The 23,713-nt window shown below is 54.6% G+C and carries 27 protein-coding genes; 3 read left to right on the top strand and 24 right to left on the bottom strand.

Annotation, left to right across the window (positions count from 1 at the left end; genetic code table 11):
* The 7 genes from HMPREF9081_RS04070 to HMPREF9081_RS04045 form a co-directional block, all read right to left on the bottom strand.
* On the bottom strand, positions 1 to 1,078 hold a 1,078-nt coding region (locus HMPREF9081_RS04070), incomplete at its 3' end, for a glycosyltransferase (RefSeq protein WP_006305728.1).
* A gap of 65 nt (positions 1,079 to 1,143) precedes the next feature.
* Complete coding sequence (locus HMPREF9081_RS04065) at positions 1,144 to 2,025, bottom strand: glycosyltransferase (protein ID WP_167535612.1); 882 nt, start codon at positions 2,023 to 2,025, stop codon at positions 1,144 to 1,146.
* On the bottom strand, positions 2,022 to 2,216 hold the full coding sequence (locus HMPREF9081_RS13805; RefSeq protein ID WP_050795004.1) for a hypothetical protein: 195 nt from the start codon (positions 2,214 to 2,216) through the stop codon (positions 2,022 to 2,024). Before HMPREF9081_RS13805 ends, HMPREF9081_RS04065 begins: the two co-directional genes overlap by 4 nt.
* Before the next feature lie 58 nt (positions 2,217 to 2,274).
* Positions 2,275 to 3,714 (bottom strand): undecaprenyl-phosphate galactose phosphotransferase WbaP, encoded by a 1,440-nt coding sequence (gene wbaP, locus HMPREF9081_RS04060; protein WP_006305725.1) that lies wholly within the window; start codon positions 3,712 to 3,714, stop codon positions 2,275 to 2,277.
* 26 nt (positions 3,715 to 3,740) lie between these two features.
* Positions 3,741 to 5,081, bottom strand: a complete 1,341-nt coding sequence (locus HMPREF9081_RS04055) for a GumC family protein (RefSeq protein WP_040394462.1) — start codon at positions 5,079 to 5,081, stop codon at positions 3,741 to 3,743.
* A gap of 19 nt (positions 5,082 to 5,100) precedes the next feature.
* Positions 5,101 to 5,859, bottom strand: a complete 759-nt coding sequence (locus HMPREF9081_RS04050) for a polysaccharide biosynthesis/export family protein (protein WP_006305723.1) — start codon at positions 5,857 to 5,859, stop codon at positions 5,101 to 5,103.
* Between the two features lie 82 nt (positions 5,860 to 5,941).
* On the bottom strand, positions 5,942 to 6,883 hold the full coding sequence (locus HMPREF9081_RS04045) for an AEC family transporter (protein WP_006305722.1): 942 nt from the start codon (positions 6,881 to 6,883) through the stop codon (positions 5,942 to 5,944).
* Between the two features lie 142 nt (positions 6,884 to 7,025).
* Here HMPREF9081_RS04045 and HMPREF9081_RS04040 point away from each other — a divergent pair, with 142 nt between their 5' ends.
* The gene (locus HMPREF9081_RS04040) at positions 7,026 to 7,334 is read left to right on the top strand and encodes a type II toxin-antitoxin system Phd/YefM family antitoxin (protein ID WP_006305721.1); all 309 of its coding nucleotides are present in this window, start codon (positions 7,026 to 7,028) and stop codon (positions 7,332 to 7,334) included.
* Between the two features lie 136 nt (positions 7,335 to 7,470).
* Here the strand turns inward: HMPREF9081_RS04040 and HMPREF9081_RS14410 are convergent, their stop codons facing one another.
* The 9 genes from HMPREF9081_RS14410 to HMPREF9081_RS04000 all read right to left on the bottom strand — a co-directional run bounded on the left by HMPREF9081_RS14410 (position 7,471) and on the right by HMPREF9081_RS04000 (position 13,964).
* Positions 7,471 to 7,620 carry a secretion protein HlyD gene (locus tag HMPREF9081_RS14410; RefSeq protein WP_071778190.1) on the bottom strand — a complete coding sequence of 50 codons (150 nt, stop codon included), beginning with the start codon at positions 7,618 to 7,620 and terminating at the stop codon, positions 7,471 to 7,473.
* 28 nt (positions 7,621 to 7,648) lie between these two features.
* The gene (locus HMPREF9081_RS04035) at positions 7,649 to 8,437 is read right to left on the bottom strand and encodes a histidinol-phosphatase HisJ family protein (RefSeq protein WP_006305719.1); all 789 of its coding nucleotides are present in this window, start codon (positions 8,435 to 8,437) and stop codon (positions 7,649 to 7,651) included.
* On the bottom strand, positions 8,434 to 9,312 hold the full coding sequence (gene rsmA, locus HMPREF9081_RS04030; protein WP_006305718.1) for a 16S rRNA (adenine(1518)-N(6)/adenine(1519)-N(6))-dimethyltransferase RsmA: 879 nt from the start codon (positions 9,310 to 9,312) through the stop codon (positions 8,434 to 8,436). The genes HMPREF9081_RS04035 and rsmA overlap by 4 nt, the downstream gene beginning before the upstream one ends.
* Positions 9,309 to 9,848 (bottom strand): ribonuclease M5, encoded by a 540-nt coding sequence (rnmV, locus tag HMPREF9081_RS04025; RefSeq protein ID WP_006305717.1) that lies wholly within the window; start codon positions 9,846 to 9,848, stop codon positions 9,309 to 9,311. Before rnmV ends, rsmA begins: the two co-directional genes overlap by 4 nt.
* Before the next feature lie 146 nt (positions 9,849 to 9,994).
* A complete protein-coding gene (locus HMPREF9081_RS04020; RefSeq protein WP_006305716.1) occupies positions 9,995 to 10,294 on the bottom strand; it encodes a DUF2442 domain-containing protein in 300 nt (99 codons plus the stop codon).
* 5 nt (positions 10,295 to 10,299) lie between these two features.
* Positions 10,300 to 10,566 carry a DUF4160 domain-containing protein gene (locus tag HMPREF9081_RS04015; protein WP_006305715.1) on the bottom strand — a complete coding sequence of 89 codons (267 nt, stop codon included), beginning with the start codon at positions 10,564 to 10,566 and terminating at the stop codon, positions 10,300 to 10,302.
* A 14-nt stretch (positions 10,567 to 10,580) separates the two neighbouring features.
* Entirely contained in the window at positions 10,581 to 11,252 is a 672-nt protein-coding gene (locus HMPREF9081_RS04010; RefSeq protein WP_006305714.1) for a dTMP kinase, read from the bottom strand.
* Position 11,253: 1 nt separating this feature from the next.
* Positions 11,254 to 12,705 carry an aminotransferase class I/II-fold pyridoxal phosphate-dependent enzyme gene (locus HMPREF9081_RS04005; RefSeq protein WP_006305713.1) on the bottom strand — a complete coding sequence of 484 codons (1,452 nt, stop codon included), beginning with the start codon at positions 12,703 to 12,705 and terminating at the stop codon, positions 11,254 to 11,256.
* On the bottom strand, positions 12,702 to 13,964 hold the full coding sequence (locus tag HMPREF9081_RS04000) for a sensor histidine kinase (protein WP_040394458.1): 1,263 nt from the start codon (positions 13,962 to 13,964) through the stop codon (positions 12,702 to 12,704). The genes HMPREF9081_RS04005 and HMPREF9081_RS04000 overlap by 4 nt, the downstream gene beginning before the upstream one ends.
* 157 nt (positions 13,965 to 14,121) lie before the next feature.
* On the opposite strand from HMPREF9081_RS04000, the gene HMPREF9081_RS03995 reads away from it, so the two are divergent.
* Positions 14,122 to 14,577: a nitrous oxide-stimulated promoter family protein gene (locus tag HMPREF9081_RS03995; RefSeq protein WP_006305711.1), complete on the top strand. Its 456-nt coding sequence runs from the start codon at positions 14,122 to 14,124 to the stop codon at positions 14,575 to 14,577.
* 49 nt (positions 14,578 to 14,626) lie between these two features.
* Here the strand turns inward: HMPREF9081_RS03995 and HMPREF9081_RS03990 are convergent, their stop codons facing one another.
* The 8 genes from HMPREF9081_RS03990 to HMPREF9081_RS03955 all read right to left on the bottom strand — a co-directional run bounded on the left by HMPREF9081_RS03990 (position 14,627) and on the right by HMPREF9081_RS03955 (position 22,372).
* On the bottom strand, positions 14,627 to 15,151 hold the full coding sequence (locus HMPREF9081_RS03990) for a methyl-accepting chemotaxis protein (protein ID WP_006305710.1): 525 nt from the start codon (positions 15,149 to 15,151) through the stop codon (positions 14,627 to 14,629).
* A gap of 301 nt (positions 15,152 to 15,452) precedes the next feature.
* Positions 15,453 to 16,694 (bottom strand): hypothetical protein, encoded by a 1,242-nt coding sequence (locus tag HMPREF9081_RS03985; RefSeq protein WP_006305709.1) that lies wholly within the window; start codon positions 16,692 to 16,694, stop codon positions 15,453 to 15,455.
* A 24-nt stretch (positions 16,695 to 16,718) separates the two neighbouring features.
* Entirely contained in the window at positions 16,719 to 17,534 is an 816-nt protein-coding gene (locus HMPREF9081_RS03980) for a polysaccharide deacetylase family protein (protein ID WP_006305708.1), read from the bottom strand.
* Between the two features lie 51 nt (positions 17,535 to 17,585).
* On the bottom strand, positions 17,586 to 18,515 hold the full coding sequence (whiA, locus tag HMPREF9081_RS03975; protein WP_006305707.1) for a DNA-binding protein WhiA: 930 nt from the start codon (positions 18,513 to 18,515) through the stop codon (positions 17,586 to 17,588).
* 1 nt (position 18,516) lies between these two features.
* Entirely contained in the window at positions 18,517 to 19,812 is a 1,296-nt protein-coding gene (locus HMPREF9081_RS03970; RefSeq protein ID WP_006305706.1) for a gluconeogenesis factor YvcK family protein, read from the bottom strand.
* A gap of 3 nt (positions 19,813 to 19,815) precedes the next feature.
* On the bottom strand, positions 19,816 to 20,727 hold the full coding sequence (gene rapZ, locus HMPREF9081_RS03965; protein ID WP_006305704.1) for an RNase adapter RapZ: 912 nt from the start codon (positions 20,725 to 20,727) through the stop codon (positions 19,816 to 19,818).
* Positions 20,728 to 20,737: 10 nt separating this feature from the next.
* The gene (locus HMPREF9081_RS03960; protein WP_006305703.1) at positions 20,738 to 21,532 is read right to left on the bottom strand and encodes a Cof-type HAD-IIB family hydrolase; all 795 of its coding nucleotides are present in this window, start codon (positions 21,530 to 21,532) and stop codon (positions 20,738 to 20,740) included.
* Between the two features lie 3 nt (positions 21,533 to 21,535).
* Entirely contained in the window at positions 21,536 to 22,372 is an 837-nt protein-coding gene (locus HMPREF9081_RS03955; RefSeq protein ID WP_006305702.1) for a Cof-type HAD-IIB family hydrolase, read from the bottom strand.
* A 446-nt stretch (positions 22,373 to 22,818) separates the two neighbouring features.
* Here HMPREF9081_RS03955 and HMPREF9081_RS03950 point away from each other — a divergent pair, with 446 nt between their 5' ends.
* Positions 22,819 to 23,307 carry a hypothetical protein gene (locus tag HMPREF9081_RS03950; protein WP_006305701.1) on the top strand — a complete coding sequence of 163 codons (489 nt, stop codon included), beginning with the start codon at positions 22,819 to 22,821 and terminating at the stop codon, positions 23,305 to 23,307.
* Positions 23,308 to 23,713: the final 406 nt, after the last annotated feature.

Raw genomic sequence — 23,713 nt, 5'->3', positions numbered from 1 at the left:
GCGAATGAATTTCCTGCTCCATCGCATACCCGGCAGCCTCCATCTCTTTTTTCATGTTCGATCGCTTTACATATTTCTGTTGGAGGATTGCCTCTGCCCAATTTGCAGGGTCAGCCGATAATGCCACAGACGTATAATAAGAAGAAACACGCGTCTCATCCGATAGAACATCTGATACAACACACGGGAGCCCTGCAGCCTGTGCCTCTATCGCCGCGATCGAAAGGCCCTCGTACTTCGACGGAATCAACGCTACATCAAAGGCTTGATATAATTGATTCGCATCGTCCCGTGATCCCAACAACCTCACGTTCCTATCCAAATGCATACGCTTTATCTTATCCAAAACAAGTTGATAGTAGCGTTCCCCTTCTTTAGAACGTGGATATCCTCCGACCAACACCAACATGGCACGCTCCTCGGTGCGTAATACTTCTTGAAGAATATCCAACATAAACAGTTGATTTTTCTGATCTGAGATTCGCGCAATTGCTCCTATCACAAAGCAATCTTCCAAATCCAATGATGTACGCACCTCTTTACGAATGTTTATATCGAATATAAATTTATCTAAGTCAATCGCATTATGCAAAACTGTATAGTTTGAATGGTGGAAAAGCCAATCTCCTGCAAGTCTGGAGCAAGCTAATCTCATTACTGGTAGTTTTGATAAAAGTCTCTTGTTCAACCAATGCAAAGCCATTCCAATTTGACGACTCGTACTTGGCTGTGTGTTATGGGAATGGACAATAACCTTACACGACCCGGCTACACTTGCAACAAGTATTGCAAGCGGATTTGCCAAGCTGTTTTTATGAATATGCACAATATCATATTTCCCCGACTGAATGCAGCGATAAAGGTCTAAAACATGTCGGAGCGGATTCGAAAAATTGGCTATGCGAATAATCTGACAGTCATTGTCATTGGTAAGAAAATCTGAAAGCACGTAGTTGAATCTATCTGCTGTTGTGACAAAATCCATTTGAAACGACTTATCCCGATTGTTGTAAACATTAAAAAGGAACCTTTCTATTCCACCCAACGTTTTGTCCAAGCCAACATGTAAAATCTTCATAGTCGCCGTCCCCCTATGACCGGCTCATAACGTGCTTATATCGGCTATTGCGGCGTCTTGACGTGCTAATTTGCATCGTATAGTGCACGGGTTTCCTGACACATCTTAGTAGAATCAAATTTTTGATGAAAAATCTTTTCTGCTTGCTCTCCCATTGTGCGAAGTTTTTCTTTATCTAACTCCACTATGTTAAGCGCATTGGGGTTATTAAAATCGATTACATAGCCATTTATATTGGAAGAAACTAATTCAGGAAGGGCTCCATTCGGGCTTACCAAAACAGGCTTTCCATACTTCATCGCCTCAATGGCGACTAGCCCAAAGGCTTCCCAACGCGAGGGCATAACAACAGCGTCGCAATGAAAATAATATCTGGGCAATTCATCATGTGAAATCCACCCCAAAGAAGAGACATTATCCATATCAGCAACAGAAAAATCTTTGCCGCCTAACACACTGTCTCCAATAAGTGTCAAGTGTACATCCTTCCGTGTAAGATTCTGCATTGCTGATAAAAGCAAATCCACGCCTTTTTGCGGATCGAATCGCCCAACAAAAAGGAGATTTATGCGACTCGAATCAAACGGAGATGCCTCTTGAACATCTTCCCTATGAGAAGATATACCGCTGTAAATCCGCTTCATTTTTGTTTCAGGAATTCCGTATGATATAGCACTGCACATTTCATACTGCGATACATTGATAATCCAATCCGTCCTTACAGCAAGAAGTCGTTCTACCCATGCGTATAGATGTTTTTTCCAATCCGAAGTATCTTGCGTAAACGCCCAACCATGTGCATTGTATAAAATACGCATACGCTTCTTTTTGAAGAAGAACGGAAATCTGCCTAATACACCGGCCCATGTACTGTGACAATAGATAACATCAGGCTTTACCTGTGCAATGACGTTTTGAATAAAACACATGGCGGGAATGATATTCAAAAAGCTTCGACGATACGAATAAAAAAAACGTGATTTGGATCTAGTGACCAACTATGATCGGATTTGGCATCCGCTAAGACCATGAATTCATCTACACCTACATCTCTTGAGTGAGTTAGCAATGTCTTAATATAGGTAGCAACACCGCCCTGCACATACTCACCAATATGCAAAACGCGAAGATTGTTCATTTGTAGAGCCTCCTGCGTAAGATTTTTCTTAACGAGTTGTTGGAGCATCAAGAGATAATCAGTAGGCACCTTTTCCTGTAAACACAATCTTTGCAGTCTTAAATAAATACATCAAATCGAGCCAAATTGACCAGTTCCGTACGTACCAAGTGTCCATCGCAACGCGCCCTGCAAAGCTGACATCATTGCGCCCACTGGTTTGCCAAAACCCCGTAACCCCTGGAACAGTCAAGGTGATCGTAGAAAGGTACTCACCAATATCTTTCTTTTCGCGTGGGAGATAAGGACGAGGTCCTACAAGACTCATATCGCCTTTGATCACATTGAGGATCTGGGGCAGTTCATCCAAACTATATTTTCGGATCCATTTTCCAACCTTTGTCACGCGTGGATCGTAATCACGGAGTTTTGCGTAAGTATCCCACTCCTCTTTCGCTGCAGGGTTTTCTGCAAGATACTCCTCCAAGATTTTCTGAGAATCCAGATGCATGGAACGAAACTTATAGCAGGTAAATATTTCTCCCTTTTTTCCGATGCGCTCAGCGTTAAAGAAAGCAGCCCCCTTCGAATCAATCTTGATGCAAAGGGCAATGACAAAAATAATTGGAATGATCGGGATGCACACCAAGCCGCCAACCACAATGTCAAAGATACGTTTGAATAGCTGATTGCGACGACGCGCAAGATTATTTCTGAGGGACAACATCATAATCTGCTCATTGAAGAGTGTCTGAGCTTCGACATTGTAGAGAGGAACACCGATCAAATCGGGGACAAAGATAATATCCCTTACATAAGGCTGTATACCCTCCAAGAGTGTTTGAAGTTTTTCCTTCTCCATACCGGGAGCTGTAATGATAACCGTCTTGACACTGGAATCATGAATGATTTCTGCCGCGTTTTCCAATGTACCCATCAAAAGAAATTTCTGGGGCAAGTCTTCCGAGATGGGGCTGTCATCCAATATTCCAATCACTCTATAGCGATACCCCAAATCTCGATCAAAAGAACGAAGGACAAGTTCTGCGGTTTTTCCCGCACCAATCAAGATGACCGGTTTTGTCAGTGTATTGGTTGTCTTGAGGAGTTTCAGCAGGATGTAGCGCCCAACATAGATATTGAACAACGCGAGTATACCAAATAGGATCACGTAGAGACGTGAAGCAAGCATGCTCGCCTCCATAAAGTAGAGGGCAAGGAGGCAGGTAATGAGCGCATAGAGAACGGCATAGAATATCTGTCGCACGGTCTCTAGGATCGGTTGCATCTTTGTATATGTCTGTGCGATTCCAAGGAAGGCAATAAAGACAAGGGGAATCCAAAAAAAGAGGTAGGCATCGGGAACATGATAGGATGTCCCCATAAGAAGACCATAGAGATCATGCAGACCAAATGCCATCTTTTCGGCAAGGAGAATTGCTGTATAATCGAAGATAATAAAAAGAAGGGGGGCACATACCCTACGAATGCGAGTTGGTATTCTGATCCCCGTATTCATATATGTGCTTCCCTCCTTATTCTGTGTTATGCTTCACGCCGATAGACAAGCATACTGTACCCCATTGCAAGAAGGACACCGACCACAAACCCAATCGCTGTAATCAGCTTCTTCCGCGGTGCAACAGGTCTATCTTCATCCGGAAGATTGGCAGGATCGACAATCTGGATGTCCATACTCTCCATTGCTGCTTGAAGCTTACTCTGCTCACTCTGTTTTACAAGGTTCAGATAAACTTCACTCTGAATGGTCACATTGCGTTGCAGACGAACATACTCTAACACATCGTCCGGCAGTTTCCCGATCTCTTTTTCTTTCTTCCCCCACTCTTCTTCGACAGCTAACTTACTTGCTTTTGCAACAGAAATCTCAACAGAAGCAAGCGCCTGCTGTTTGAGAAGTTCGGACTGGGTAGGATTCAGTGTGACCGCATTGGAGTCCACAGAAGCCACCACTTCTGAATGCAGACTATTTTCGAGCTGATGCAACTCCTCCACCGCCCTTTGGACACTGGGATGTTTTTCGGTATAATTTTGGCGCAACCCAACAAGCTCGACCTGCTTCGCAACTATTTTTGAACGCAGTCCTTGAACAATGCCGTTATCCGACACGTTATACATTCTGCTACTCATTTTCTGGTCTTCAAGCGCTGCATTCGCAGCATCCAAAGATGCCTGTCCGGACTTAATAGAAACCTCGAAATCTGCCATAGCCTTATCGAACGCCTGCATTTGACCGACAACAAACTTTACTTGTTCATCCGGACTGTAAATCTTGTGTTCTTTACTGAACGTTACCAGTTTTTCCTCTGCAACCTCGGAAGCTTCTTTACTCTCGTCAATTCGTTTTTCAAGGAACTTTAAAAGTAACGATTGTGTCTGCTGGTTCATATCTGTCTGCATGAGAAGGAAGTTATCCACAACGGTCTGAGAGATGCGTTGCGCCTCTTCCGGACTTCTCCAGCGTGCAGAAACCTCAATGAGATTCGTTCCCTTTGTATTTTTTATGTCGAGATATTTTTTTGCGAAGTTTTTTGCATCCGGCTTCTTATCTTCACCTTCAAACGCAAGGCTGTCAATAATCGGTTCTAAAACCGTTCGCGACTTCATCAACTCCATATAATTCGTTGTTTGAGAAGATGCTGTTCCGCCTCCAAGAACCGCAAGAGCCGCAACAGCTCCCGAAGAGGCCGCTCCGGCGCTACGCGTTTGAACGAGTGTTGTAGACTCATACTGCTTCGGCAAAACAAGCGAAATCACAAGTGCTACAACGGTACAAATCCCCACAATACCGAATATAACAGCCTTGTGCCGCCCCATCACCCAAAATAGACGTCCGAGATCGATCGAATCTTCATTACGGTCCATCATTCAATCTCCTCCCGACTTACTTCGTCAAAGCCTTATACATTGCCCATACGCTCACATACGGCAGAACATCCTCATCCAGCTTAATACCATTGGAACGCGGTACATAGATGATGTCACCGTCCTGCAGGACGACGTTCTGTGTGAGGTCATGTTTCTTGATGTAGTTTTTGATATTCAGCGTCTTATAGTACATGGTATCGCCCACAACACGCAGAACCTGCACCTGTGTGCTGCGTCCGCGACGTTTGATGCCGCCGGCAGAGGAAAGTGCTGCGTATGCGTTGAGGTTATCGGCAGAGAGCTCCTGTATTCCGGGCGAACCGACTTCCCCCATAACATAGACTTTACGTGGTCCATAGGATTTCATAATGAGCGACATGTCCGGAAAACGAAGGTACATGCTCATCCGCTCCATCAGCACAGCCTTTGCCTCATCCAGTGTCAGCCCCGCAAGTTTCACGGAGCCGACATAAGGCAGTTGTGCATAACCGTCGGGACCGATCATGATATCGCTCATTCCGGCACCTTCAGGAAGTCCGATGACCTGGATATCAATGACATCATACTTCGTCAGGCGATATGTTTCGAGCAAACGATCCGGACGAAGGGTCGCCGTCTTAAAGTCGCCGCCCTCGACAACACGATGCGGCATATCGCTCGCCGTATCTGCTGTGACAGGCATAGCTTCAGCCGCCTGCACCGACGGTGACATCATTCCAACACAGCCCACAAGAGCGAGTGCACCGAAAGCTGCAAGGCCTTTCTTCCGTATCATTGCCGTCGATCTCCTTTTCTTGTTCTATAACCTAGTCACAATTATACAAAATTAAAGTGCGCTGTCAAGGTATTACTCATTGTCAAAAGAATTCCAATGTCTTGAGCAAAAAGACCCAACCAAAAATTGTAAAACAGGAAAGTGCACTGCTATATACAACGCAATTACCCGCGAGTTCCGCATCCGCCTGCATCTGCTGCGCCATCGCAAAGCTGGCAACGGCACATGGCGTGGCAAACACGGCGATAAGAGTCACCAGTTCGACACCGCGGAATCCGAGTGCAATCGCAAGAGAAAGCATGATTGCAGGTACGATGACAAGACGGGAGGCAACGGAGAACACAAGCTGACGCAGATGCGCCTGATAGCTCCCGCCATGAAATGAAGCGCCGAGAATAATGAGTGCCACTGGTGTCGTTGCTGCCGCAATCTGCGCGACGGGCTTCAACACGGGCGCAGGAATGGACAGGCTGACGAGGCGGCAGAATACACCCGCGATCGCCCCGAGGATCATGGGATTCATGAGTACGCCACGCAGAATGTGCAGGAGATCAAATCGCCCGCCGCGAAAGGTCTCGAGAACAAATACGCCGAGAACGTTATAGAGCGGGACGATCGCCGCAATCATCATGGTCGGAATTGCGATCGCCGCATCGCCGAAAATATTGCCGACCAGAGGAATGCCCATGAGGACGTAGTTGCTGCGAAAGATCGCTTGGATCATGGGACCGCGCCGTGCATTATCCTGCTCAATACGACAGACAATACCGGTAAAGACGAGCGCCGTGAACAGCACCCCGCCCGCGCCAAAGAGCATTAGCAGTGGCTGAAACGCCGTCCCCGGATCGGAGATGTAGATGTTGTAGAACATCATGAAGAAGAAGAACACGCGGAACACCATGCGGTTCATATGCAGGAGTTCTTCTTCTGTGAGAAGGCGCGAACGCTTCACGAAGACACCGACTGCCATCAGACAGAAGAGGGGCACGACGCCGCCGAGCGCGACAAAAAAATTGCTGAGCACAAAAAAGCCTCCCCATCCATAACCTGTATTATAACAGGAAAGAGGAGGAGAGGCAACGGATAAAAGGTTCAGCAAAGATCGACAAATTCGTTGTATTCTTCTTGTATGTATAGTAAGATAAAAAAGAAAGGTGGGATAAAGCATGGCACACGCAATGCCACTGAACAACACCGTGTCAATTACGGCGTTTAACCGTGGAAAGGCGGGACAGATTTTCTCGAATGTGAAGAAAAATGGCATGACTGTTGTGATGAAGAACAACAAGCCGGCGTGTATTCTTCTCTCGCCCGCACAATACGAGGCGTTGATTGATGAACAGTTGCTATGTGTCGCTGAGGAACGGTTGCAGTCGCTTGATCCGAAGGACTTCATGTCGTTTGAGGAGGTATGCCGTGAGGCAGGCATCTCACAAGATGAACTTGACCAAATGGACGAGGTTGAACTCGAATGAGTTGGCAGCTCACCTACATAAAGAAGGCCTCAAATGATTTGCGCCGCCTCGACGGCAATCAGAAATGCGCATTATCATCATCAGCATACGCGCAGACGAGCAAGTCTACAAAGAGGCGCAAGCACGCATGGACAAACTAAGGAAGCACTGATAAATTCAGCACCGCCATCTTAGCACATCTTTTTTGTCCGCTTTTCGTTAGCAAATCCTCCACATAGCTTTGGCTATGCGTCCGGTTTGCTGCCTCAATCGGACGAAAAATCTGCGCCAATCTGACGGACTTCATTTTATCAGCGATTCCCTAAAATAGTGTTCTATCCCTCACAAACCCGCATCTTCCGCTCACAGAATGTAACGACCTGCAAATCAAACGCACGGGCGAGTTCGCGCGCACGGTCATAGTTGCGGCCGACCCCCTCAGGGACATGGGCGTCGGAGCCGATGGTGACGTAACGCCCGCCGAGCTCGCTATAGCGGCGGTAGACAGGTGCAAGTTCCTTGATGCCGCGCGGCGCAGAGAGGCGTCGCGTGTTGATCTCGATGGCGGTCTCCGTCTCGATAAGGGCACGCAGAACGGCGTCGATATCAGCCGAAAAATCCCCATAGGAAATCTCCGGATTGTCGAACGTGGAATTCCGCGCGATGTAGTCGATGTGTGCAAGCGCATTGATGAAGGGATGCGCATAGATCTCATCGCGCATGACGGTGAAGTATTCGTGATACATCTCGCCCTTCTCGCGCCCCTCAAAGGTCTCGGGATAGTAGAGATCCTTCACATCCAGAAAATGAATCGAAGCAAGTATGAAGTCAAAGGGGACACGCCGCGCGAATGCGGCGTTTTTTTCGCGTGCGCTCGCCATCATTCCCATCTCGACGCCAAGCGAGAGCGACCCGTCCGCGCGCAGCGGTTCGTATGCCGCCCAATACGCCTCGGGATCAAAGATAAACTCTTCCTTGCCCGCCGCAGGATAGTCATAGTCCAGATGCTCGGTAAAGACAAGCCCGAGTCCCTGTTTCTCTGCCTCTCGGAGAGCCTCCTGCGCCTTCATCTCGGAGTCGGCGGAAAACTCCGTATGAACGTGGCTGTCAAAGTACATCGTCATCCCTCCTGCATCTCCAAGTTCCCAACGGCATCGGACAGGCGTGCAAAATCCATGAGCGAGAGCTGCTCTCCACGCATATTCTCAGCGATTTCCGCCGCCGCGAGCCCTGCGCGGCTCATCTCCTTTGTCACCCCCGCACCTGTGAGCGCATTGAGCAGTGTCTTGCGCCGCTGTCCAAACGCGGCGCGAACGAGACGGAAGAAGAGTTTTTCATCATTCGGCTGAACTGTTGGGACATCCTGCACCTGACAGGCGATGACGGCGCTCGTCACCTCGGGCGCCGGCAGGAAGGAGCGCGGCGGCACGTCCATGACCATGCGCGGCACGGTGAAATACTGCACGGCGATGGAGAGCGCGCCGTAGTCCTTCGAGCCGGGACGTGCCGTCATGCGGACGGCGACTTCCTTCTGCACCATCGTGACGAGTCGCTCAATCGGCAATCGCTGTTCGAGGAGCGTCATGATGATGGGAGTTGTGATATAGTAGGGCAGATTCGCAACGACCTTGAACCGTTCACCCTCTCGAAGTCCGAGGATTTCCGGGATATTCAGCTTGAGGATATCGCCCGGCACGATGGTCACGTTGTCATACCCCTTGAGCGTTTCCGCAAGCACGGCGGGGAGTTTCTTATCCAGCTCAACCGCGACAACGCGCGCCCCAGTCTCCGCAAGCCCCTGTGTGAGTGTCCCGATGCCGGGACCGATCTCGAGCACCGTATCCGCAGAGGTCAGTTCCGCCGCCTCGACAATCCCCTGTACCACGCTCCGGTCCACGAGGAAGTTCTGCCCGAGGCGTTTGCTTGCACGCAGGTGAAATGCGTTCAGTATATGGCGTGTAACCTTGGGATCGGCGATCACTGGGATACTTGCGTTCATTCTATCTCCTTTAGGGCAGAGTCAAATTCCTCACGAGTGATTCCATAGGTGTTGAGGCGACGAAGAAATGTCTTGGCGTTCGCAAATCCGAGCCCGAGCAGGCGACCGAGTTGCGCGCGGCTGGCAGCAGCATCCTCTGTTCCCGTCAGTCCGTGCGTCATCAGATCGCTCATCGAAAAGGTATTTGCGGGTGCTTCCATCGGCGTACGCACCGTTTCAAGCGCCGCACGGATGGCATCGGGACTTGCCTGCTCGACACCGATATCTCCGTCACGGATGTTCGTTGCATCCTCGACAGGGATAAAGGCATGGCGCGCACGCGGGAACATCTCTGTGAGGCGCGCACGGATGCGCTCGCCCACGGTATCGGGATCGGTGAGCACGATGATCCCGCGCTTCTCGTAGGCGGCACGAATGTTTTTAATTGCGGCATTGCGCAGACGAAAGCCGTCGGTGATGATGCAGTCCGCCTCGACCGCACGCCGCACCGCACGCACGTCCATCTTCCCCTCGACGATGATGACTTCTTTAATCACAATCGGCTCTTACGCTCCTCAGCCTGACACGTCACTGTATTCGCCCCTTCCACCGCTTACGCGGTCCCCCTCCCCCGTTGCGAGGGAGGCTTTTTAGTTTACGGACACCAACTTCTCCACCATAACACAAGACAGGCTTGAGGGAATCATGCGGATTCCTCAAGTGGATCCTTTACTACAGGGGCTTCATAGAGGACAAAGGGATCGATGTCAATACATTTCGTCGCGTCGCGATTTCCTTCGAGATCCCATGCCACAGAGCCATTCATGACGGTCATCGTATTTACAAAGACCTGCCGGTCACGCAGCCGCGCAAAAACGCCCGTCCCCATGACAAGCTCTGAAGCATCATAACAGCGTACCGTACCGTCGTTGAAGTATGCGTAGACAATATAGTTGTCACCAGGGACAACCTGCAATACTTCGGGGAAAAAACGAGAATCCATCGTGGTCACATCCTTCCCATTGGCGGAACCGGATTGGGAGACTTTCCACTCTTGACCAATTCCCAATTCTGCATCAGTTCATCCTGATAGAGAACACACCAAGCAAGGACAATCTTCAACTGTCTATTTGGGAGATATCCACTCAGAACGCAAGCATTCTGTATATCAATCGCCGCTTTGTTGCCTGCATATTCTGCATGGATATGCGGAGGATTGTGATCTTTGTAATAGATTGTAATACGAATACCAAAGAACAAACTGATTTCAGGCATATTACATCCCCCCGTCACAAAAATCTCCGCATTTCGCCATACAGCCTCTCGTGAATCTCCTCTATGGGAAGCGGCTCTCCATCCACACTCGACGGAATCCGCACCCAGCCGTAACGCTCTGCAACGAGGACGTAGGCGTCGTGGGCGCGCGCAAGGTAGTCTGAGTCGCGCTCGTGGATATCGGGCGTCGCGCCCTTCTCCTTTGCACGCGCGGCAATCAGCCGTTCCGCCGCGCGCGGCTCCATATCGAGGAAGAATACGGCATCGGGCACAGGCAGTCCCATCTTGCGGAACTCGAGGTCATAGAGCCAGTCGAGATAAGCATCGCGCTCTGCGGCATCCCTGATCTTCACTGCCTGATGTACCATGTTCGACGTGGTGTAGCGATCGGCGAGGATGATGGCACCCGCCTCGTAGTCCCGCCCCCACTTCATCCGATAGGAGGCGTAGCGGTCGACGGCAAAGAATGTAGACGCCGCATAGGCATTCACATCGTCCGCATGCGCGCCGAAGTCCCCGCGCAGATACATGCGCACGAGCATCGACGAGTCCGCCGCATAGTCGGGAAAGGTCACGGGCACGATACGATGACCCTCACGCACAAGCCGCTGGGCGAGCAGACGCGTCTGCGTTTCCTTGCCCGAGCCATCCCCCGCCTCGATGATAAAGAGTTTGCCGTTTGCCATATCAGCCTTTCGCAATCACCATGAGTGTTCCGAGCGACGCATCCGCCGCCCCCACCACGCGTGCTCCAATCGCCTTCATCGCACGCAAATACGCAAGTGTCTCCCCGTCAATGCGATCTCCCATCGCCAGCACGGGAATGCCCGGCGGGTAGAAGACAATCGTCTCCGCCGCAATCCGCCCCTCGGCATCCCCAATATCAACATGTTCACTTCGCGCAAAATACGCCTCACGCGGCGAGAGTGCCGTTTCCGGCGTCAGCGGCAAGGCAGCGAACGACGCCGCCCCACGCGAGGTGCACAGCGGCGCACACGATGCCGCCATATCCCGCAGCGCCGCCAAAATTCGCTCCGCCTCCCGCGTCCCATCGGCGTAGGACAGGAGCAGGAGCACGTTCCGCGCGTCGGCAAGCTCGCACGCGATATTGCGCCGCCGCAGTTCCTCCTCTGCCGCAAATCCTGTGCATCCAATTCCGGTAACCTGCACCGTGATCTTCAGCGGATCGAGAGCAAAACATCCGGCACCGCTCATACATTCCGCGCCAAACGCCCAAAGCCCCTCAATCGCATTGATGCGTCGACGCAGCTCGTGCGCACATCGAATCGCAGAGGAAAGGCGTTCCCTTCCCTCCTGAGCCATCTGCTCCCGTGCCAGATCAAGCGAGGTGAGGAGGAGCTCATTGGGACTCGTCGACTGCATGATGCCCGACGCCGCACGAATTCGCTCGTCAGGTATACGTCCGCCGCGCGCGAGCAGCATTGAGGTCTGCGTCAGCGAACCAAGCAGCTTGTGCGTACTCTCCGCCGAGAGATCCGCACCCGCCGCCATCGCAGACGGCGGCAGTTCATCGGAGAACGCGAAGTGTGCGCCGTGCGCACCGTCCACAAACAGCAGCATATCATGTGCGTGCAGGAGGTCCGCGATTCGCCCCAGTTCCGTCGCCACACCGTAGTATGTCGGATAGACGAGGAGCGCCGCGCGTGCCTCCGGATGCCTGCGCACAGCACGCTCAACGGCGGCAGCGGAAACGCCCATCGCAATCCCGAGCCGCGTGTCGATCTCCGGCTGCATGTAGACGGGGCGCACGCCCGTGAGTATCATCGCCCCTACGATGGAGCGATGCACATTGCGCGGCACGAGGATGGTTTCGCCCGGTGTGAGCGCTGCCATCAGCATTGTCTGGATCGCACCCGTCGTTCCATTCACCATAAAGTACGCGGCGTCAGCCCCGTATGCCTCTGCTGCCAGTTCCTCCGCCGCACGGATGCAGCCCGTCGGCGCATGGAGATCGTCCAGCTCCGCCGAGAGCGAGACATCGGCGCGCATCCCCTCCTCCGTAAAGAAGCGCCGCAGCATGGCGTGTGCTCCGCGTCCCCCCTTATGCCCCGGCGTGTGCATAGGCAGAACGCCCAGCCCCGCATACGCGAGCACCGCCTCGGCAAGGGGCGCGCTCAAGCGTCCTCCACCATACGGTTTTCCACGCGCAGATGCACCTTTGTCCCCTTGCCCGGCTCGGAAATGATCTGGATCGATGCACCGATGATCTTCGCGCGCTCCTCCATGCCGATCACGCCGAAGTGGCGCCCGCGCAGACGACGCTGTGTCTCCATATCGAACGCGTCATCCTCATCCGTCTTCTCCGGCTCCTCCGACATACGCTCCGGAGCAAAGCCGACGCCATCGTCCGCGATCAGCACCGTAAGCGCCTGCTCCGTATAGTGCATGCGCACACGTACTTTGTCCGTTTTGGCATGATGAACGACGTTGTTGAGCGCCTCCTGCACGATGCGAAAGATCGCGATCTCCACGTGTTTCGGCAGCGTGTAGTGCACCCCCTCGAGGCTGAATGTCCCGCGCAGCTTTCTGCGCTCGCCGAAGAGCGCGATCAGCTGCTCCACCGCCTGCGGGAGCCCGAGATCGTCCAGCGCCATCGGACGCATGTCGAAGATGATCTGACGCACGCCCGTGAGGCATTTACGAATCTCTTCACGCATCTCCACAAGGGTTTTCTTCGCCTCTGCCACGTCCTGATCCATCAGGCGCTCCGTAATCGTCGTGGTGAAGAGGACGTTTGCCAGATCCTGCGCAGGCCCGTCGTGCATCTCACGCGAGATGCGGTAGCGCTCCTCCTCCGTCGCCTTGATGATGCGCGCGCCGACGAATTTGTCCTTCTGCACCGCCTCGATCTTCCAGAGCACGCCGCTGACCTGCGTGCTGAGGTAACTGAGCACCGAGCCGATGGAGAGTGCCATATGCTCCGCGCGTACCACGACATTGTGGAGGTAGCGCAGACGAATCTCGAGCTTGTCGCGCTCCACGCGCATGGACTGCTCCTTCTCGCGCTCGATCGCGAGATTGATCTGGATGATCGAGACCGTCTCGTAGGACTTGCGAATCTCATCCTCCGTGTGCTCGGCGAAATTCTGACTCACCTGTGCCAGCTTCTGTTTCGCCCGCTGCTCCTCCACCGCAAGGGCATCCACGCGCTCGATCGTGTCTGCGACACGCTGCTTGAGCTCCGCCAGACGCTGCCGCGCATCATCCACCTCATTGCGCGTATTCTGGTAGATATCAAAGATCTGCGTCTTATTGTCCTCGATCGTATCGATCGTATTGGTCAATAGTTTGCGCAGCTGCCCCTCTTCAAAGCCCTCTATAATTGGCTCGCCCAGCATGCTGTCGCTTCCTGACCGGAATCTCTCACTTGTACGCATCGCACCCTCCTGTCCTCTGACTGCGTTCATTGTACCCCATTTCACATCAAAAGTCACGCAGACTTCTCCCTTGCTTTTTCCTTAAAAAATCGGTAAAATGACGCAATGGAGAGAAATACAGATCCGCATAGATAAAACGAAAGCATAGGTGACGTCAATGAGCATATTCTCACGCTTCCTCCCAAAGCGTAAACCACCGGAACTCAAGAACAACATTCCGAAGGAGAAGGAGAACATCCGCAAGACCTTCGGCGTTTACTGCAGTAAGCATCACAATCCGAAGAGCGGCAAACTCTGCCCCGCCTGCACGGCACTTCTCGCCACCGTCTTCACGAAAATCGATCGATGTCCCTACGGCATCACGAAGCCGATCTGTGATCGCTGCGACCGCCCGTGCTTCGGCGCGAAGGCGACACAGGACTTCCTCACCATCATGAACAGCACGCAGCGCGGCATGTTCCTGCGCCACCCGATCATGACGATCAAGCACAAGCTGGCGAGCATGGGCGTCGACTATGCGAAGTACCAGCAGGAGAAAAAGGTCAGTGACAAGGTAAAGGCAAAGGAGAAGGCGGCGAAGGCACGCGCGAAGGAAAAAGAGAAGAAGAAGTAAACGACATACAAAAAATCCCGCGAAACCGCGGGATTTTTGTATGTCGTTATCAAGCGAGGTTCTTGATATAGTCCTTAAGCTCGTCCGCCGCACGTGTCACGCGCGAGAGGTTCGCCGTGATCTCCTGCGTCGATGCCGCCTGCTGCTCGCTGATAGAGCCGGTCGTCTCAATGGACTTGGAGATGTCCTCCACCGCACGATTCATCTCGTTCAATGTGACCTGAATGCGCTCCGTCGCCTCACGGGACTGCTCGGCGAGCTTGCGCACCTCCTCAGCGACGACGGCAAAGCCGCGTCCCTGCTCACCGGCACGTGCCGCCTCAATCGCTGCGTTCAAACCGAGCAAGTTCGTCTGCCCGGCGATATTCGTAATGAAGTCGATGACCTTGATCGTATCGGCATTGCGCTCCTGCAGGAACTTCGCCTGCTTGACGGACTCCTGCCCCGCACTCGCAAGCTCCGTCGCACTCTGAGCGACCTGCTCGATCGCCTCATAGACCGTCTGCGTCGAGGTCGCGATCTGCTCAATCGCTTCGAGCAGGCGCTCGTGGTCAATCTTCGTCTCTTCTGCCATGTTTTCTTCCTCCCTGATCTACACAGGTCTCGGGAAACACGGATAACTTCATTTTATCAGCGATTCCCTAAATGATTTCGTATGTACTGCTTGCTATGTTCTTATTCAACGCACATAAGAAAAACCCTTCTTAAATGAAAAAATTATCTTATGGAAGCACTGATAAAATGAAGTCCGTCAGATTGGCGTAGATTTTTCGTCCGAACAAGGAGGCAAACCGGACGCAGAGTGGTGCTCTGTGGAGGATTTGCCGACGAAGTGCGGGCAAAAAAGATGCGCCAAGATGATGGTGCTGAATTTATCAGTGGTTCCTTATATTCTCCGGCATAAGAATGATGTTCACGGGGAGGTTCGACGCGCCGGGCGGCGAATACTCAAAACGCACGGGCTGTGCGCTCGCATACGTACCGAGATCAGAGAGCTCCGTGTACTGCGTCAAAAAGAGCAGCCCCTCCTCGCGCGCCTGCGCCACGTTCGGCGCCTCCGGCAGTGTCTGGTCACCGAAGTAAGGACGTGTCGCGGGTATCTCAAGCATGCGGCGGTGCGCCCCGCTCTCCGCGCGCATCGCCCCCGCATAGACACCACCGAGGGGACTCAGGAAGTAGCGTGTGTTCTCCCGCCCTGTCGTCGGGATGTTGATCTGATAGAGGATGCCGTAGTTGCCGTAGTTCACGACGACAGAGCCGTCCGTCGCGTCAATGCCGCTGCGGTAGACATCGTGGAGATTGTCCCCGATGGGGAAGTAGACTGCGCCGTCCGTCGTCGGACGGTAGATTTTCTGCGAGGTAATCATGCGGTTCATCCCGCGGAATGTCCCGCGCAGAGCCACCTCATCACGCGGCAGCACGTGCGCCGTGCGCAGGAAGGCAAAGGGATCGACATCCGCCCCGTACATGATGACCGAAACACGTACGGGCGCATTTGTGTGGAAATCATAGACCCCGTAGACGAGCTGCCCCGGTGCGAGCACCGCCACATTCATCGTGGGTGTCAGGAGGCGCGGTCGCTCCTTTGTCACGTAAATGCGCTCATCCATCTGGCGCGTATCGAAGTATCCGATCTGCGTTTCCTTGCCGACGTGCAGATAGTCCGTACTCGGTGCAGCTGCCGCCCCGCGCGTCACCGTGACCGTCGCGAGATCCGCCTCCGTCTCAAGGATGACTGCGACCTTCTTCGGCTGCGCGGTATCGTTCAGATGGTAGTAGAGGACGCGCGCATCCCCCGTCACCGTATCGCGGTAGAGGATGCCTGTCTCCTTGACATACTCGGGACTGTCCGAGAAGAGCAGTGTGCCGCCCGTATCGTAGGATTCCACCGGCCAGCGGTGCATGAGGTGTGAAGTCCCCGGTGCAAAGACGCGGTTGCGCGGCGGCTCCGTCGACCCGAGGATGCTCGCGACACGATCGCGGATATTCGCCTGCGCCGTTCCGCGTTCACGCACAATCGTATGATTCTCACCGCGATGTGCGGCGTATGCCTGTCCCGCCGTACAAACGAGGGCGAGCGTCAGCGCTGCCATCTTTTGAAATATTCCCTTGTTCATGCTTTCTCTCTTACATTCCCTTCGTTACAAGTCCCCGTTCAGCATTCTGCGCAGCTCCAAGATCCCGTCACGCATCCCCTCGGGCAGCTGTGAGAGCCGCACATCGAGCCGCGCGGCAATGTCAGCCTTCATGAGGCGCAGGCGGAACTCCGTCAGCCCAAAGTGCGGCGGCGGAATATTGACCCGGCGCAGGAGATAGGGGTTCGTCTCGAGCGTGTTCAGCCCCGCCTCCCCCGTCACTGCGGTCAGATACTCCTCCTCGGCAAGCATCGCAACGACGCCTGCGTTATAAGAACCATTCGGATAGGAGAAACTGTAGATGGTCTTCATCCCCTTCCACTCAAGCATCAGCTTCGAGAGGCGGAGTTCCTCGCGCTGCTTCTCGGGCGACAGCGTCGTGAGCGGCAGATGGTTTGCCGTGTGACTGCCGATCTCCATGCCGCGCCGCTCCATGTCAAAGAGGTTGTCCCACGTCAGGTAACCGGGCTTCCCAATGCTGTTTGTCACCATGTAGAACACCGCCTTCATCCCGCGTTCCTCAAGCATGGGCAAGACGACGCGCCAGTTGTCCTCATAGCCGTCGTCAAAGCTGAGGATGATGGGCTTTTCCGGAAGCTGCTGCTTGCCCTTGCGCGCACGCGCGTAGTCCTGCGGCGTGATGGTGGTATAGCCTTCCTCTGCGAGATAGTCAAGCTGTTCGGCAAAGTCCTCGGGCGGTACCACGTAGGGTTTTGCGTCGGGGTGCGGGTTCTCCGTTACCATGTGGTACTCGAGAATGGGAAATCCCTCCGGAGGCGCAGCGGTCAGAACCCATGCCACAAACGCCATAAGCAGGAGCATGGGCAGCGGCAGCCCCTTCGAGAGCAGCCGTGCAATTCTTCGGATCAATACTCAAACCTCCTCCGCCATCCTGCGGATCTTTCGCAGGCGATGGCTCATCCCCGACTTACTGATGTGACAGAGCGCGGCGAGCTCTGTCATACTGATCTCCGGATGGGCACGCCGCATCTCTGCCGTCTCGCGCAGATCCTCAGGCAGTGCTGCAAGCCCCCCCGCCGCCGCTGCGAGGCGCTCGATCGCCGCCAGCTGATCCGCCGCAGCATCTACGGCGCGCTGCAGATTCGCCGTCTCCACATTGACGAGACGATTCACCTGTGCACGCACCTCCTTGAGGTTGCGTGCCACCTCGATCTCCTCCGCTGCCTCCTCCGCACCGATGAGCGCGAGGAAGTCCATGACAGCGTCCCCCTCTTTGAGGTATACGACGTAGGTATCACGTCGATCAGTCAACCCTACAGGAAAGTGCAGACGACGCAGGAGCGTATGCAACGCGCGTCCCATCACCGCACTCTTCGTTGTAATCTCAAGATGACAACTTGCCTCAGGACGATTGACGCTCCCACCGCCGAGAAACGCGCCGCGCAGGTACGCCGCGCGACAGCACTTTCGGCGCAGGAGCTGCACATCCGTACCCGCGCGCGGAGCCTCTCCGCGCGTGAGGAAGCCAAGCCGCGTGAGGAGCGGCGTGACGCCCTCACCCGCCGCGATATTGACAATGTATGTGCGGCGCCGCAGCTGTGGCGTGCGCTCCATCGCGACCGAGGTCTCAATCGTCGTATCCATCGTGCGCAGAAGGCGAATGACACGGCGCGCGACGGCAGCACTTGCGGCCTCAAAGCGGAGCCCCAGTCCATGTTCCCCATCCGTCGCCATGGATGCCCCCATGCGCAGGAGCGCCGCAAGCTCCGCCGTCCGACAACAGTCACGCTCCGCATCCGTGCGCGAGAGCGCATTCTTCACATCCGAGGCGAACGATGGCATCTCAGCTCACCCGAAAATCATAGATCATACGCATGACGTTGCGGCTGAGCTTGTCGGGGTCATGCCGCACGGCATCCGATTGATTGATGATATCCGCCGCGACAAAACCAATGCCGAGCGCATTGATCGCTTCCTCGTCCACTGTGACGGGCTCAATTCCCTCTGTCGCATACTTTTCGCGCAGTTCATCCGAAATCGACGCGTTATTCACGAGCATAAAGTCAATCGCACCGCGTCCCGCATGCCTGATGATTGCCTCTGCGTGCATGGCGGCCGTATAGCCGTCTGTCTCGCCGGGCTGAGTCATGACATTGCAGATGTAGATTTTGAGCGCACGGCTTTTGCGGAGTTCCTCTGCAACACCATTCACGAGGAGATTCGGCATAATGCTCGTATAGAGACTGCCGGGACCGAGGATGATCGCATCCGCCGTGCGGATCGCCTCAAGTGCAGACGGCACGGGCGTGACATCCTGCGGATAGAGGCGCACGCGGCGGATGCGCCCCGGCACCTCGGGGATGTGCGACTCTCCCTCGACAATCGTTCCGTCCTCAAGGATCGCATCGAGGCGCACGGACTCCTTCGATGCGGGGAGCACGCGGCCTTTGACCGCGAGAACCTTGGAGGACTCGCGCAGTGCCGTCTCCATATCGCCCGTGACTTCCGCCATCGCGGCGAGGAAGAGATTGCCGAAGCTGTGCCCCGCGAGGTTGCTCTCCCCCTCGAAACGGTGCTGGAAGAGTTTTTCCATCAGCGGCTCGGTATCGGCGAGCGCAACGAGGCAGTTGCGCAGATCGCCGGGCGGAATGATGCCGAGTTCCTCGCGCAGACGCCCCGAGGAACCGCCGTCGTCCGCAACCGTCACGACCGCCGTCACATTGCTTGTGAGCTCCTTGATCCCCCGCAGGAGAACGGAGAGCCCGTGCCCGCCGCCGATCACCGTAACCGCAGGCCCACGGCTGAGGCGTGTCTTTTCATACACGAGATCTACCAAACGCGTGGATGTGCCCTCGGGCATCAGCACCGTGATGACCGCGCGGATGATGTGCCGCGTCGCAACAAGCATGAGCGCGCTGCCGAGGCCGAGGATAAGCGCCCCCGCAATCGCCGTGAAGCCGTAGCTGTAGCTGCCCCGCCACGTATAAACGAAGCGGAAGATCGCCTCCTCAATGCTGTCGATGTATTTATAGTTGAAGATCAGTGCAACTCCAAGCCCGACACAGAGCGTCCCGATCGCAAAGACAAGGAGCCAGCGTTTGAAGCCCATCCCGGGGTAGAGCCATTTCATGAGGTGCATCGATCAGCCCTCGCTCACGTGTTCGTGCACCTCATTCTTCATGAGGTCGCGATGTTCGAGATGCGCCGCATAGCTGCCCTTGATGCGGTCGTAAAGATGTTTGGCAATGAAGACACTGCGATGCATGCCGCCCGTGCAGCCGACGGCGATGACGAGTTGACTCTTGCCCTCCTTCACGTACTGCGGCAAGAGGAAGTCGATCATCCCATCGAGCTGCTGCTCGAATTTTTGCGTCACATCCCAAGACTCGATATAGGAAGAAACTTGGGGTACGGTGCCGCTCTTGCTGCGCAGCGAATCCACATAGAACGGGTTCGGCAGGAAGCGCACGTCAAAGACAAGATCAGCGTCGAGCGGGATGCCATACTTGAAGCCGAACGAAAGGATGTTGACATTCATCTCCGCATCCCTGCCCGGCGTGTCATAGTGCTGTCGGATGATATCGCGCAGCTCCGCCTTGCGCAGACGCGAGGTGTCGATCAGCTGCGTCGCACGCGCACGCACGGAGGCAAGACGGGCGCGCTCGCGTGTCACGCCCTCCGAGATACGCGCGTCAGGCGCGAGCGGATGGGGGCGGCGCGTTTCCTTATAGCGACGGATGATGACATCGTCGGACGCCTCGATAAAGAGCAGCTCATAGGAAACATCCCCCGCATCCAGATCACTGAGAACGCGCACGAAGTCATCGAAAAACTCGCGGCTGCGTGTATCCACAACGATCGCCGCGCGATTGATCTGCCCATGCGTTTCGCGGCAGAGATCGATGAATTTCGGAATGAATACCGGCGGCAGATTATCCACGCAGAAATAGCCAAGATCCTCCATATAGCGTGCTGCGAGCGACTTCCCGCCGCCGGACAGCCCCGTCACGATGACGGGACGGAACTTCTCCGTCACGCGCTTCTTCTCTCCCATCGCAATCACCTCACAGTACAAACTTCTCGATCGCGAGAGCAATCCCGTTCGCGTCGTTTGACGCCGTCACATAGCGGGCGCGCTCCTTCGCCTCCGGCGTGCCGTTCTCGGGAACGACGGAGAACGCGCCCATCTCGAGCATCTCATAGTCATTGTCCGCATCCCCCGCGACCATCACCTCATCGAGGCTGAGCCCCATCGCGTCCGCGAGCGCCTGCACGCCGACCGCCTTATTGACGCCCGGCGGATTGATGTCAACGCTCGTTCCCGTATTCTGCTGCGGTACCAAGCGATCGCCGAAGTGCTCACGCACCGCACCCACGTAAACGTTGATCCCCTCATCTACGTTGCGCAGAACGAACTGGGGTACGTTCTCGGTATAGCGCAGGTAGTCATCACCCACCTCATTCACCATGAAGTGTGCGGTCGTGCGATAGGCGGCAAAGAGCTCCTCGCGAAACTCCGGTGCGTAGATCTCGATACCGCTGTACCAGTTCACGTACCAGTTGCGCTCATAGGCAAACGTCAGAAACTCCCGCACAAGCGCGGGATCGAAATACTTCGCAAAGACGGGCGCCCCCTCTTCCTTTCCCACGTAGCCGCCGTTGCAGCAGATCACAGGGGCATCGGAGGCAAGCAGGCGCGCAAAATGCAGAGCCGAACGCAGCATGCGCCCCGTCGCGATGGTCACTGTAACGCCGCGCGCCATTGCGCGTGCAATGATATCTTTCGTGCGCGTCGTAATTTTCTTATCCGAGGTCAGGAGCGTCCCGTCCAGATCGAGCGCAATGAGTTTGATTGCCATGTCTCAGTTCCTCGTCATCGGCACGGGCGCATCCGCCCCCATGCCGAGCACGTAGTGATAGATCGCTGCAGCGAGACCGTTCTCCTCACAGGAAAGCGTCTTGTAGTCCGTCACCGCTTTGACCTCGGGGAAGGCGTTGCCCATGGCGACGCTCTTGCCCGCCGTCTTCAGCATCGGCAGATCGTTGTAGGCATCGCCGATCGCCATCGTCTCCTCAATGGAGAAGCCGAGCTTTGCGGCGAGCGACTGCAGCGCCGATGCTTTGGAGATCCCCTTCTCCACGATCTCGATGAGGTGATCTGCTGAGCGCGTCACATCCACCTGTGCACCGAATGCCGTGAGTATGGCTTCCGAGCGCTCAAGCGTGATCTCGCGACCTTTGGTCACGAGGAGCAGCTTGCAGTTGCCCTCTGTATGTGCGAAAAGCCCATCCCAACCGACTGCCTCCCCCGTGAGCTTCTGCGAGTTCTCATAGAAGCGTGACTCGTCGCAAGTCTCGACATAGCGCAGAACACCGCCGCTGTAGGTCTGGATGTACCAGTCACGCTCCTGACAGAACGCCATGATATCATGTGCGAGTGCAGGCTCCACCGCATGTTCCTCATAGACGCGTCCGCTCGGGCTCTTGATGAGAGCGCCGTTGTACGCGATGATCGGCACATCTACGCCGAGTGCCTCAGCCACCGGCAGAGCTGCCTCAAACATGCGTCCCGTCGCAATCGTCACCACGACCCCTGCCTCTGCGGCACGCTGTACCGCTGCAATATTTTCCGCTGAGACCTCATTGCCGTCCGGCAGCATCGTCCCGTCCAGATCCGACACAAACAGCTTTACCGCCATTTCGTCCCCTCCTGTATCCCATTTCTAGGGTCTATGTCAAGTGTTACGGATTGCGATGCTCCACGCAAACGCCTCGTTCGCAAGCGTTCGTGCGCTTGTACGCTTAAATACCGGCGAATTTCTAAACGCCCTTCGGTTGAACGACGAAATCCGCCGGGGCGTACCGCGCAAGCGGTCAACGTCATACAATCACACTTCGCGAACGCTCGTGTTCTTGGGACGTTTTCCCATGCGACCTGTTACCCAATCAGCTTCGTCCTACGGACTTGCTTCTTGGACAGGTCAGTATTTTTCCGCTTGCTCCACTAGGGTTTGCTTTGGAACATCGCAGTCCGCATTCTTCCGTAACAATTATCATAGAACCCATTTCTATCAACTGCTGACAAAAAGCTTTCCCCTATGTTATAATACCCCGAAACAACGAATCCATTGAAAGGAGGAGCACGATGCAGAATTTGTTCCACCGACTCGTCATCCTTGTCGCACTGCTCCTCATCCTCGTCGGCATCTTCGGTCTCTCCTACACCTACCGGATCGATCATCGCAGTGCGCGCAGTCTCTCCGCCTACGCGCGCATCGACTTCCGGTCGTCCTACACGGACGAAGGACGGCTCGAGGGCGCAACGCTCGCGCTCTGGGACTATCGCTATGACAAGGCGAAACTGCTCCCCGATGTCATTCTCTACACGGACGGTGCCGCATGGGAGATGAAGGCCGCGACCAAGTACACGCTGCGCCCCGTGGAGGGAGCGGACAGCCCCTACAAGAATGAAAACAAACTCTTCGTCGAGCTGCCGCGCGCAAGTCTCCCCGCCATCCGCAAGGCGACGAGCGTGCGCCTGCGCTTCTACTACGACAACGGACAGACCATTGACCTGCCGCTGAATGAGCCCGATCTTGCCTATTGGCAGCGCGAGCTGGGACGCGGCATTTGACGGCACAAAGGCATCTCTGCTTTAGGGAAGCACTGATAAATTCAGCACCACCATCTTAGCGCATCTTTTTATCAGTGGTTCCTTAGACATTGTAACACCTCCACACAAATTTTTCCAGTCACAGCATTCTTGATCTCACTCCCATTTCTGCTATGGCGAAACTCCCATATACACTTGAAATGCTTTTCTATCAATGCTATAATGATCACGAATCAGAGGTGGGCATGCGCCAACCAATAGAAAGGCCTCGGGGAGTGATGACCCCCGAGGCTTTTTTTGTGCGCTGATGAGACGCACCCGGCTGATGCCACAGCGGAGGCTGCTTCTACCTCCTCAGCCTCTGCGCAATCAGCGCGCCAAGAACACTCCCGACAACACTGATGAGCAACGAAAGCAACAGATCAGA

Source organism: Centipeda periodontii DSM 2778 (assembly GCF_000213975.1).
Lineage (GTDB): Bacteria > Bacillota > Negativicutes > Selenomonadales > Selenomonadaceae > Centipeda > Centipeda periodontii.
The sequence above is the reverse complement of the archived record's forward strand: the minus strand, read 5'-3'. Positions and strand labels throughout refer to the sequence as shown.

Bases quoted from the DNA above. Each gene is read 5' to 3' on its own strand.
- HMPREF9081_RS04035 (WP_006305719.1), bottom strand. From the start codon at position 8,437: ATGACGATGTACTTTGACAGCCACGTTCATACGGAGTTTTCCGCCGAC.
- HMPREF9081_RS03960 (WP_006305703.1), bottom strand. From the start codon at position 21,532: ATGGCAATCAAACTCATTGCGCTCGATCTGGACGGGACGCTCCTGACC.
- HMPREF9081_RS14410 (WP_071778190.1), bottom strand. From the start codon at position 7,620: ATGAAGTCCGTCAGATTGGCGCAGATTTTTCGTCCGATTGAGGCAGCA.
- HMPREF9081_RS03970 (WP_006305706.1), bottom strand. From the start codon at position 19,812: ATGCACCTCATGAAATGGCTCTACCCCGGGATGGGCTTCAAACGCTGG.
- HMPREF9081_RS13805 (WP_050795004.1), bottom strand. From the start codon at position 2,216: ATGAACAATCTTCGCGTTTTGCATATTGGTGAGTATGTGCAGGGCGGT.
- HMPREF9081_RS03990 (WP_006305710.1), bottom strand. From the start codon at position 15,151: ATGGCAGAAGAGACGAAGATTGACCACGAGCGCCTGCTCGAAGCGATT.
- HMPREF9081_RS03955 (WP_006305702.1), bottom strand. From the start codon at position 22,372: ATGGCGGTAAAGCTGTTTGTGTCGGATCTGGACGGGACGATGCTGCCG.
- HMPREF9081_RS04010 (WP_006305714.1), bottom strand. From the start codon at position 11,252: ATGGCAAACGGCAAACTCTTTATCATCGAGGCGGGGGATGGCTCGGGC.
- HMPREF9081_RS03980 (WP_006305708.1), bottom strand. From the start codon at position 17,534: ATGCTCCTGCTTATGGCGTTTGTGGCATGGGTTCTGACCGCTGCGCCT.
- HMPREF9081_RS04000 (WP_040394458.1), bottom strand. From the start codon at position 13,964: ATGCGTACAAGTGAGAGATTCCGGTCAGGAAGCGACAGCATGCTGGGC.
- rsmA (WP_006305718.1), bottom strand. From the start codon at position 9,312: ATGAACGCAAGTATCCCAGTGATCGCCGATCCCAAGGTTACACGCCAT.
- HMPREF9081_RS03995 (WP_006305711.1), top strand. From the start codon at position 14,122: ATGAGCATATTCTCACGCTTCCTCCCAAAGCGTAAACCACCGGAACTC.
- HMPREF9081_RS04015 (WP_006305715.1), bottom strand. From the start codon at position 10,566: ATGCCTGAAATCAGTTTGTTCTTTGGTATTCGTATTACAATCTATTAC.
- whiA (WP_006305707.1), bottom strand. From the start codon at position 18,515: ATGCCATCGTTCGCCTCGGATGTGAAGAATGCGCTCTCGCGCACGGAT.
- HMPREF9081_RS04020 (WP_006305716.1), bottom strand. From the start codon at position 10,294: ATGGATTCTCGTTTTTTCCCCGAAGTATTGCAGGTTGTCCCTGGTGAC.
- HMPREF9081_RS04055 (WP_040394462.1), bottom strand. From the start codon at position 5,081: ATGGACCGTAATGAAGATTCGATCGATCTCGGACGTCTATTTTGGGTG.
- HMPREF9081_RS03950 (WP_006305701.1), top strand. From the start codon at position 22,819: ATGCAGAATTTGTTCCACCGACTCGTCATCCTTGTCGCACTGCTCCTC.
- HMPREF9081_RS03985 (WP_006305709.1), bottom strand. From the start codon at position 16,694: ATGAACAAGGGAATATTTCAAAAGATGGCAGCGCTGACGCTCGCCCTC.
- rapZ (WP_006305704.1), bottom strand. From the start codon at position 20,727: ATGGGAGAGAAGAAGCGCGTGACGGAGAAGTTCCGTCCCGTCATCGTG.
- HMPREF9081_RS04040 (WP_006305721.1), top strand. From the start codon at position 7,026: ATGGCACACGCAATGCCACTGAACAACACCGTGTCAATTACGGCGTTT.
- wbaP (WP_006305725.1), bottom strand. From the start codon at position 3,714: ATGAATACGGGGATCAGAATACCAACTCGCATTCGTAGGGTATGTGCC.
- HMPREF9081_RS04050 (WP_006305723.1), bottom strand. From the start codon at position 5,859: ATGATACGGAAGAAAGGCCTTGCAGCTTTCGGTGCACTCGCTCTTGTG.